Annotated in this window: 8 protein-coding genes and 1 pseudogene; 7 read left to right on the forward strand and 2 right to left on the reverse strand. The window is 74.7% G+C overall.

Features of this window, described 5'->3' with window-relative positions:
• Window positions 1-153: 153 nt before the first annotated feature.
• Window positions 154-339 carry a hypothetical protein gene (locus GFJ45_RS17005; RefSeq protein ID WP_323368743.1) on the forward strand — a complete coding sequence of 62 codons (186 nt, stop codon included), beginning with the start codon at window positions 154-156 and terminating at the stop codon, window positions 337-339.
• 14 nt (window positions 340-353) lie between these two features.
• Here GFJ45_RS17005 and GFJ45_RS17010 read toward each other — a convergent pair.
• A pseudogene (locus GFJ45_RS17010) lies at window positions 354-668 on the reverse strand (FmdB family zinc ribbon protein); the annotation flags it as partial.
• On the opposite strand from GFJ45_RS17010, the gene GFJ45_RS14035 reads away from it, so the two are divergent.
• A complete protein-coding gene (locus tag GFJ45_RS14035) occupies window positions 553-3,204 on the forward strand; it encodes a penicillin acylase family protein (RefSeq protein WP_153398283.1) in 2,652 nt (883 codons plus the stop codon). The pseudogene GFJ45_RS17010 and the gene GFJ45_RS14035 sit on opposite strands and share 116 nt — an antisense overlap.
• On the opposite strand, the gene GFJ45_RS14040 is transcribed toward GFJ45_RS14035, so the two are convergent.
• Complete coding sequence (locus tag GFJ45_RS14040; RefSeq protein WP_194288682.1) at window positions 3,205-3,822, reverse strand: 5-formyltetrahydrofolate cyclo-ligase; 618 nt, start codon at window positions 3,820-3,822, stop codon at window positions 3,205-3,207.
• Between the two features lie 81 nt (window positions 3,823-3,903).
• Between GFJ45_RS14040 and GFJ45_RS14045 the strand changes: the two genes are divergently transcribed.
• The 5 genes from GFJ45_RS14045 to GFJ45_RS14065 all read left to right on the forward strand — a co-directional run.
• Complete coding sequence (locus GFJ45_RS14045) at window positions 3,904-4,812, forward strand: UTP--glucose-1-phosphate uridylyltransferase (RefSeq protein ID WP_153398287.1); 909 nt, start codon at window positions 3,904-3,906, stop codon at window positions 4,810-4,812.
• Window positions 4,809-6,125: a molybdopterin molybdotransferase MoeA gene (locus tag GFJ45_RS14050; protein ID WP_153398289.1), complete on the forward strand. Its 1,317-nt coding sequence runs from the start codon at window positions 4,809-4,811 to the stop codon at window positions 6,123-6,125. The genes GFJ45_RS14045 and GFJ45_RS14050 overlap by 4 nt, the downstream gene beginning before the upstream one ends.
• The gene (gene moaC, locus GFJ45_RS14055; protein WP_153398291.1) at window positions 6,113-6,580 is read left to right on the forward strand and encodes a cyclic pyranopterin monophosphate synthase MoaC; all 468 of its coding nucleotides are present in this window, start codon (window positions 6,113-6,115) and stop codon (window positions 6,578-6,580) included. Before GFJ45_RS14050 ends, moaC begins: the two co-directional genes overlap by 13 nt.
• A 4-nt stretch (window positions 6,581-6,584) precedes the next feature.
• A complete protein-coding gene (locus GFJ45_RS14060; RefSeq protein WP_153398293.1) occupies window positions 6,585-7,226 on the forward strand; it encodes a GNAT family N-acetyltransferase in 642 nt (213 codons plus the stop codon).
• An 87-nt stretch (window positions 7,227-7,313) separates the two neighbouring features.
• On the forward strand, window positions 7,314-7,829 hold a 516-nt coding region (locus GFJ45_RS14065; RefSeq protein WP_228387074.1), incomplete at its 3' end, for a hypothetical protein.

The raw sequence follows: 7,829 nt of genomic DNA on the forward strand, positions 1-7,829 counted from the left end.
ACGGCGCCAGCGGGCGGCGCGGCCGGGACCACGCCAGCCCTGCCAGCGCTGCGGCCACCCTCGTCGGCGCGGACGGTGACCGCCGGTCGCTGCCTGCATCGCTGTCGCCACGGACGGCGACGCTAGGCGGCGCGGCGGCGTCAGGAGGAGGGCGTGGACCCGCCTGTGGAGGAGGAACCGCTGCCGCTGCCCGCAGTGGAGGAGGAACCGGAGGAGCTGCCGGCGGTGGCCGGCTCCTTGGTCGTCGACGAACCGCCCGCGGTGTCGGTGGAGCCGCCCGAGGAGTCGGTGGAGCCCCTGGCGGACGAGCTCGCGGAGGTGCGGGAGTCGGTGCGGTAGAAACCGGAGCCCTTGAACACGACACCAACCGCGCCGAACAGCTTGCGCAGGGAGCCTTCGCACTGCGGGCAGGTCGTCAGGGCGTCGTCGGAGAAGGCCTGCTGGACGTCGAAGCGGTGGCCGCAGGCCCGGCACGCATAGGAGTACTTGGGCACGAGGGAAGTGTACGCGGCCTCCCGGGCACGGTCGTCCTGGTGGCCTAGGCTCGGGGCCGTGCCCAAGGTCCTCCGCCGCCTGCTGCTACCGCTGGTCGTCGTCGTGGTGTTCGCGGTCGTGGGCGGGGCGGTCCTGGGTGTCGGGCTGGTGCGCCGGCCGTTCCCGCAGACCACCGGGGAGCAGACCCTGCCCGGGCTGTCGGCCGAGGTCGAGGTGCTGCGCGACGAGCAGGGCGTCCCCCATATCTACGCGGACACCCCGGAGGACCTGTTCCGTGCCCAGGGCTACGTCGCCGCGCAGGACCGGTTCTTCCAGATGGACCTGCGCCGCAAGGTGGCCTCCGGCCGGCTCGCCGAGCTGGTCGGGGAGGAGGGGCTGGCCAGCGACACGCTGGTCCGCACCCTCGGCTGGCGGCGGGTGGCCAGCCAGGAGCTCCCCACGCTGTCGGCCGACACCCGCCGCTACCTCGCCGCCTACGCCGAGGGCGTCAACGCCTACCTGGCGAACAACCCCGCCCGCTCCGAGGTCGCCCTGGAGTACCTCCTGCTCGGCCAGCAGTTCTCGGACTACCAGCTGGAGCCGTGGGACGAGGTGGACTCGCTGGTCTGGCTGAAGGCGATGGCGTGGGACCTGCGCGGCAACTACACCGACGAGCTCACCCGCGCCCGGCTCGCGGGCAACGTCGCCCTCGAGCAGCTCAACTCGCTCTACCCGGAGTACCCGTTCGAGGAGCACGCCCCCGTGCTGGGCCCTGACGAGTGGGAGCCGGGGCCGGCCGGGGACGAGCAGCCGCTCGCCGGCCAGGGCCGCGGCGGCACCGGGCCGCACGCCGCTGCGGACGGGGACGGCGGAGGGGACCGCACCGCACGGACCTCGCCCCCCGCGCTGCCGCCGCTGCCGGAGCAGCAGGCCGCCGCGGTGGAGCGGACCGAGCAGGCGCTCGGGTCGGTGAGCTCGCTGCTGGGCACCGGAGAGGGGATCGGCTCCAACGCCTGGGTCGTCGCCGGTGAGCACACCCAGTCCGGGCTGCCGCTGCTGGCCAACGACCCCCACCTGGCCGTGGGGCAGCCCAGCCCCTGGCTGCAGGCCGGCCTGCACTGCCGGCAGGTGGACGCCGACTGCCCGTTCGACGTCTCCGGGTTCTCGTTCGCGGGGTTCCCGGGCGTCGTCATCGGCCACAACGACCGCGTCGCCTGGGGGTTCACGAACCTGGACCCGGACGTGACGGACTTCTACCTCGAGGAGGTCGACGGCGACCGGTACCGCCGGGACGGGTCCTGGGAGCCGCTGCGCAGCCGGGAGGAGACCATCCAGGTCGCGGGTGGGGAGGACCGGACCATCACCGTCCGGGAGACCGTGCACGGCCCGCTGCTGTCCGACGTGAGCGAGCCGGTCGCCGCGGCGGGCCGGGGCGCTCCGCTCAACGGGATCGAGTCCTCCGAGCGGTACGAGGTCTCGCTGGCCTGGACCGGGCTGGAGCGCACCCAGACCGCGGACGCGGTGTTCGCGCTCAACCGCGCCAGCAACTGGGAGCAGTTCCGGGCCGCCGCCCGGCTGTTCGCCGTCCCCGCGCAGAACATGCTCTACGCCGACGTCGAGGGCAACATCGGCTACCAGGCGCCGGGTCTGGTGCCGGTGCGGGAGTCCTCCACCAACGGCGCGCCGCCGGGGTTCTGGCCCGCCCCGGGATGGAACTCCAGCTACGACTGGCAGGGCTGGGTCCCCTTCGACCAGCTGCCGCACGCGCTCAACCCGGAGGACGGGGTCATCGTCAGCGCCAACCAGGCGGTCACGGCCGGCAGCCGTCCGTTCCTGACGACCGAGTGGGCCGACGGCTACCGCTCGGAGCGGATCCGGACGCTGCTGGAGCAGCAGCAGCAGCAGGGGCCGCTGACCACCGGCGCGATGACCCGCATCCAGACCGACGCCACCAGCGACTTCGCCGACACGCTGCTGCCGGTGCTGCGGCAGGTCCGGTTCACCGACGACTTCTACGCCCAGCCCCAGGACCTGCTGCGCCGGTGGGACCACAGCTTCCCCGCCGAGAACGGCGAGCAGGCCGCCGCGGCGATGTACTACACCAGCACCTGGGCCCACCTGCTGGCGCTCACCTTCAACGACGAGCTGCCACGAGACCTGACGGCCGACGGCGGCGAGCGCTGGAAGAACGTGGTGACCCGGCTGCTGGAACGGCCGGAGGACCCGTGGTGGGACGACCGGCGCACCGTGGGCGTGGTCGAGACCCGCGACGAGATCGTGCGGCAGGCCCTCATCGAGGCCCGGCTGGACCTGACCCGGCGCATCGCCAAGGAGCCCGAGGACTGGCAGTGGGGCCGGCTGCACCAGGTGTCGCTGACCCACCCGGTGCTCGGCGGGGACAACATGCCGGACGTGGTGCAGGGCATCTTCAACGAGGGCCCGTTCCCCGCCCCGGGGAGCACCGGCCTGGTCAACGCCATGAAGTGGGACGCCAGCACCGGCAGCTACCGGGTCACCGACGGCCCGTCGATGCGGATGGTGGTCGACCTGGCCAACCTGGACGCCTCCCGGTGGGTCAACCAGACCGGTGTCTCCGGCCACCCCTTCCATCCCCACTTCAGCGACCAGACGCAGGCCTGGCTGGAGGGCGCCACCTACCGATGGCGGCACGGCCGGGCCGCGGTCGAGGAAGCAGCCGAGGCCACCCTGCGGCTGCTGCCCGACGGCTGATCAGCCCAGCTCGCGGACACCCTCGGGGGTGAGCACGTGGCTGACCACGATGTCGTGCGGCTCGGTGGGCAGCCAGCGGACCAGCTCGTGGTCGTGCAGCACGGCCACCCGGGGCGCGGCCGGGGGCAGCACTGGCGCCAGCCGGTCGTAGTAGCCACCGCCCTGCCCGAGCCGCACGCCCGTCGACGCCACCGCCAGCGCCGGGAGCAGCACCACCTCGGCGCGTGCCAGCGCCGGCAGCCCGAGGTGGGCACGGTCAGGGTCGGCCAGGTCGGACCACTCGAGCTGGCGGTCCCGGCCCAGCGTCACCGGCACCAGCACGGTCGCCCCCGCCCGCAGCAGGCTGGCGTTCAGGTCACCCACGTCCGGCTCGGTCGGGAACGGTTCGTAGCTGGTGACGACCAGCCCCGCCAGCGAGCCGCCGCGCCGGGCCGTCAGCCAGCCGGTGGCGTGCTCGCGCAGCCGGGCGGCGTGCTCCCGCCGCGTCTCCTCGCCGCCCTGCTCGCGGAGCTGGCGCCGCTGGTCACGCACCCACGACCGGCAGACCGCCTTGCGGTCGGCGACCGAGCCGTGCCGGGCCTCGGGCGGCCAGGGATCTGGCAGCAGTGACGTGGTCACGGCCTCATTGTGCGACATCGGCGCGGTGCCGGCTCGTCGCCGGACGGGTGATCCCGCAGGTCCGTGGCTACATTGGGGCCCATGACACAGCGCGCAGGGAGCATCCGGAAGGCCGTCATCCCCGTCGCCGGGCTGGGCACCCGGTTCGTGCCGGCGACCAAGGCGGTGCCCAAGGAGCTGCTGCCGGTGGTCGACCGGCCGGCGATCGAGTACATCGTCGAGGAGGCGGTCCGGGCCGGGTGCACCGACGTGCTGATGGTGACCGGCCGCGGCAAGGGCGCCATCGAGGACCACTTCGACCAGGCGCCGGAGCTGCAGGGCGCGCTCGAGGCCAAGGGGGACGACCAGCGCGCGGGCCGGGTGGGCCGCAGCAGCGAGCTGGGACGCGACGTGCACTTCGTGCGGCAGGGGGAGGCGCTCGGACTGGGCCACGCCGTGCTGCGCGGACGCGCCCACGTCGGTGACGAGCCGTTCGCGGTGCTGCTCGGCGACGACATGATCGACGAGGAGGACCGGCTCCTGGAGCGCATGCTGCAGGTCCAGACCGAGCGCGGCGGCTCCGTCGTGGCGCTGATGGAGGTGCCGCCCGAGCACGCGGACCGGTACGGCTGCGCCGAGGCCACCCCGCTGGGCGAGGACCTGGTGCAGGTGACCGGCCTGGTCGAGAAGCCCGCCCCGGAGGAGGCTCCGTCCAACCTGGCGGTGATCGGCCGCTACGTGCTGCACCCGCGCATCTTCGAGGAGCTGGAGCGTACCCAGCCGGGCAAGGGCGGGGAGATCCAGCTGACCGACGCGATGCTGGCGCTGGCGAACGCCGACGGGGACGGCGCGGGGGTGACCGGTGTGGTGTTCCGCGGTCGCCGCTACGACACCGGCGACCGGCTGGAGTACCTCAAGGCGGTCGTGCAGCTGGGCGAGCGTCACCCGGAGCTGGGCGAGGACTTCCGCGCCTGGCTGCAGGACCGCGTCCCCGCGCGAGGGCCCGCGTGATCACCGTCCAGCAGCACCTGCAGCACCTGCTGTCCGAGGTGCGGCCGGTCCGAGAGGTGCAGCTCCCGCTGTCGCGGGCGCACGGCCGAGTGCTGACCGAGGACGTCCTCGCGCAGACCGACCTGCCGCGGTTCGACTGCTCGGCGATGGACGGCTACGCCGTGCGCGCCGCCGACCTGGAGGGCGTCGACCCCGAGCACCCGCGCAACTTGCCGGTCGAGGGCGACATCGCCGCAGGGGACGGCACGCCGCACACGCTGCTGCCGGGGCGGGCCTGGCGGATCCTCACCGGTGCGCCGGTCCCCGAGGGTGCTGACGCCATCGTGCCGGTGGAGGACACCGACGGCCGACCCCGGGAGGTGCTGGTGCGCCGTGCCCCCGAGGGCGGCGCCCATATCCGACGCCGCGGCGAGGACCTGGCCGCCGGTGACGTGGTCCTCGCGCGAGGCACCCGGCTGGGCCCCGCGCAGGTGGGCGCGCTGGCCGCCGCCGGTGCCGGCGAGGTCGCCGTCATCGGGCCGGTCCGGGTGGTGGTGCTCTCCACCGGTGACGAGCTCACCCCGGCCGGGATCCCGGCGGGTGCCGGGCACATCGCCGACTCCAACGGGCCGATGCTGGCCGCTGCGGTGCGGGAGGCGGGCCACTACGCGGTCCACGCGGGGCACCTGCCCGACGACGCCGGGCAGATCCGGGAGACGGTGCGCCACCACCTCGACCACGCCGACGCGATCGTCACCACCGGGGGGGTGAGCATGGGCGGGGAGTACGACGTCGTCAAGGAGGTGCTGTCCGGGGAGGGCTCGATGCGCTTCACCGAGGTGGCGATGCGGCCGGGCAAGCCGCAGGGCTTCGGGCTGCTGGGCCGTCGCCGGGTGCCGGTGTTCACGCTGCCCGGCAACCCGGTGAGCGCACTGGTCAGCTTCGAGGTGTTCGTGCGGCCGGCCCTGGCGCGCCGGGCCGGCAGCCGCTACCACCCGGTGACGCTGCCCGCGCTGGTCACGCACGGCTGGGAGTCTCCGGAGGGCAAGCGGCAGTTCGTGCCGGTCCGGCTGCAGCGCGACCCCAGCGGCGCCTACGCGTGCGTGCCGACCGGCCCGGCCGGCTCGCACCGGATGGCCTCCGCCGCCCGCGCCGACGGGCTCGCCGAGGTGGCCGAGGAGGTCACCGAGGTCGCAGCCGGCGAGGAGCTGGCGGTGCGGCCGCTACGGCCGGTCGTCGAGATCGAGGCCCGGCTGGTGGCCGAGGAGGAGCGGCAGGCGGAGCTGGCGGCGGACACCGGCAACGGACGAGGCAGGCACCGGTGGCGGGGCTGAACCACCTGCGCCCTGACGGCACCGCCCACATGGTCGACGTGAGCGGCAAGGCGGTCACCGTCCGCACCGCCCGGGCCGAGGGCACCGTGCTGCTGTCGCCGGAGGCGGTGGCCGCGGTCCGGGACGGGGCCGTGCCCAAGGGTGACGCTCTGGGGGTGGCCCGGGTCGCGGGTCTGCAGGCGGCCAAGCGGACCCCGGACCTGGTGCCGCTGGCGCACCCGATCGCGGTCCACGGCGTCGAGGTCGACCTGGTCGTGCAGGAGGACGGGGTGGCGATCACCGCCGAGGTGCGCACCGCCGACCGCACCGGCGTCGAGATGGAGGCGCTGACCTGCGTCAGCGTCGCGGCACTGGCGCTCGTCGACATGGTGAAGGCGCTCGACCGGCGGGCCACCATCACCGACGTGCGGGTCACCGCCAAGACCGGCGGCAGGTCGGGAGACTGGCGGCGATGAGGCCGTGAGGGGCTGGCCCGCCCGGCTCGAGGTGCAGCGCCCCGAGGGCGACACCATCGTCCTGCGGGGGCTGCGGCGCTCCGACCGGCGCCAGTGGCAGGCGCTGCGCGAGCGCAACGGGGAGTGGCTGCGCCGGTGGGAGGCGACCTACCCGACCGGGCCGGTCCGGGAGTCCTCGTTCTGGGCGGCCCGCCGGGCGGCCGAGCGCGCCGCCGCGGCCGGGCAGCTGGTGCCCTTCGTCGTCGAGGCCGACGGCGTCCTGGTGGGCCAGATGCACCTCTTCGAGGTGGTGTGGGGCTCCCGGTGGTCGGCCACCGCGGGGTACTGGCTGGACCGCCAGGCGACCGGGCGCGGCATCGCGACCTGGGCGCTCGCGATGGCGATCGAGCACGGGCTGCTGCGGGTGGGGCTGCACCGCGTCGAGGTCAACGTCCGCCCGGAGAACACCGCCAGCCTTGCCGTCGTACGCCGCCTCCAGCTCCGGGAGGAGGGACGGCGCCGCGGGCTGATCCACGTCGACGGCGACTGGCGCGACCACCTCAGCTTCGCCGTGCTCGCCGAGGAGGTCACCGCGGGGACGTTGCTTGCCAGGGCCGCGGGCGCCAGCGGGGTGACCCACCGGCAGGCCCCCGGGGCCACCGGCTAGCGGCGCACCACACCAGTCACAGAGCTCACGCCGCGACACACCGGCGACGTCCCCGAGGCCGCGCGGTGGCGTTCCTATCGTGGGAACGTGCCCGCCAGCAGCCTGATCTTCGTCGTGATCATCGCTGTCTGGGCTGCCTTCCTGCTCCAGCACTGGATACGCCGCCGCGACCACGTCGCCACGGCCAAGTCGGTCGACCGGTTCTCCGAGGCGATGCGGGTGCTGGAGCGGCGGCAGTCGCTGGCCCGGATGGACCTCTCCCGCCCGGTGCCACGCTCCTACTCCGTCTCGCCACTGCGCCCGGCCCACCCGGACGTGGTCGTCAAGCGTGCCGATGCCGGTCAGTCCGCCCCGCCGAAGCGGCGTACGCCCGCGCGTCCGGCACCGCCCCGCGGGGTGCCGCCCCGCTGGGTGGCAACGCTGCGTGGCGCCACCCTGCTGCTGGCCGTCGCGGTCTCCGCGGCCGCGGTCGGGCTGGGGCTCAGCCCGCTGCTGCCGTGGTGGGTCGCCGCCGCCGCGCCGGTCCTGCCGCTGCTCACCGTGGTGGTGCTGCTCCTGCTGCTCACCGTCCCGCTGCTGATGTGGCTGACGGTGCGGCTGGCC

The organism is Ornithinicoccus halotolerans, assembly GCF_009602535.1.
In the GTDB taxonomy this organism is placed as follows: domain Bacteria; phylum Actinomycetota; class Actinomycetes; order Actinomycetales; family Dermatophilaceae; genus Ornithinicoccus; species Ornithinicoccus halotolerans.

Excerpts from the sequence above, each read along its gene's own strand:
- GFJ45_RS14045 (WP_153398287.1), top strand. The coding sequence starts at position 3,904 with ATGACACAGCGCGCAGGGAGCATCCGGAAGGCCGTCATCCCCGTCGCC.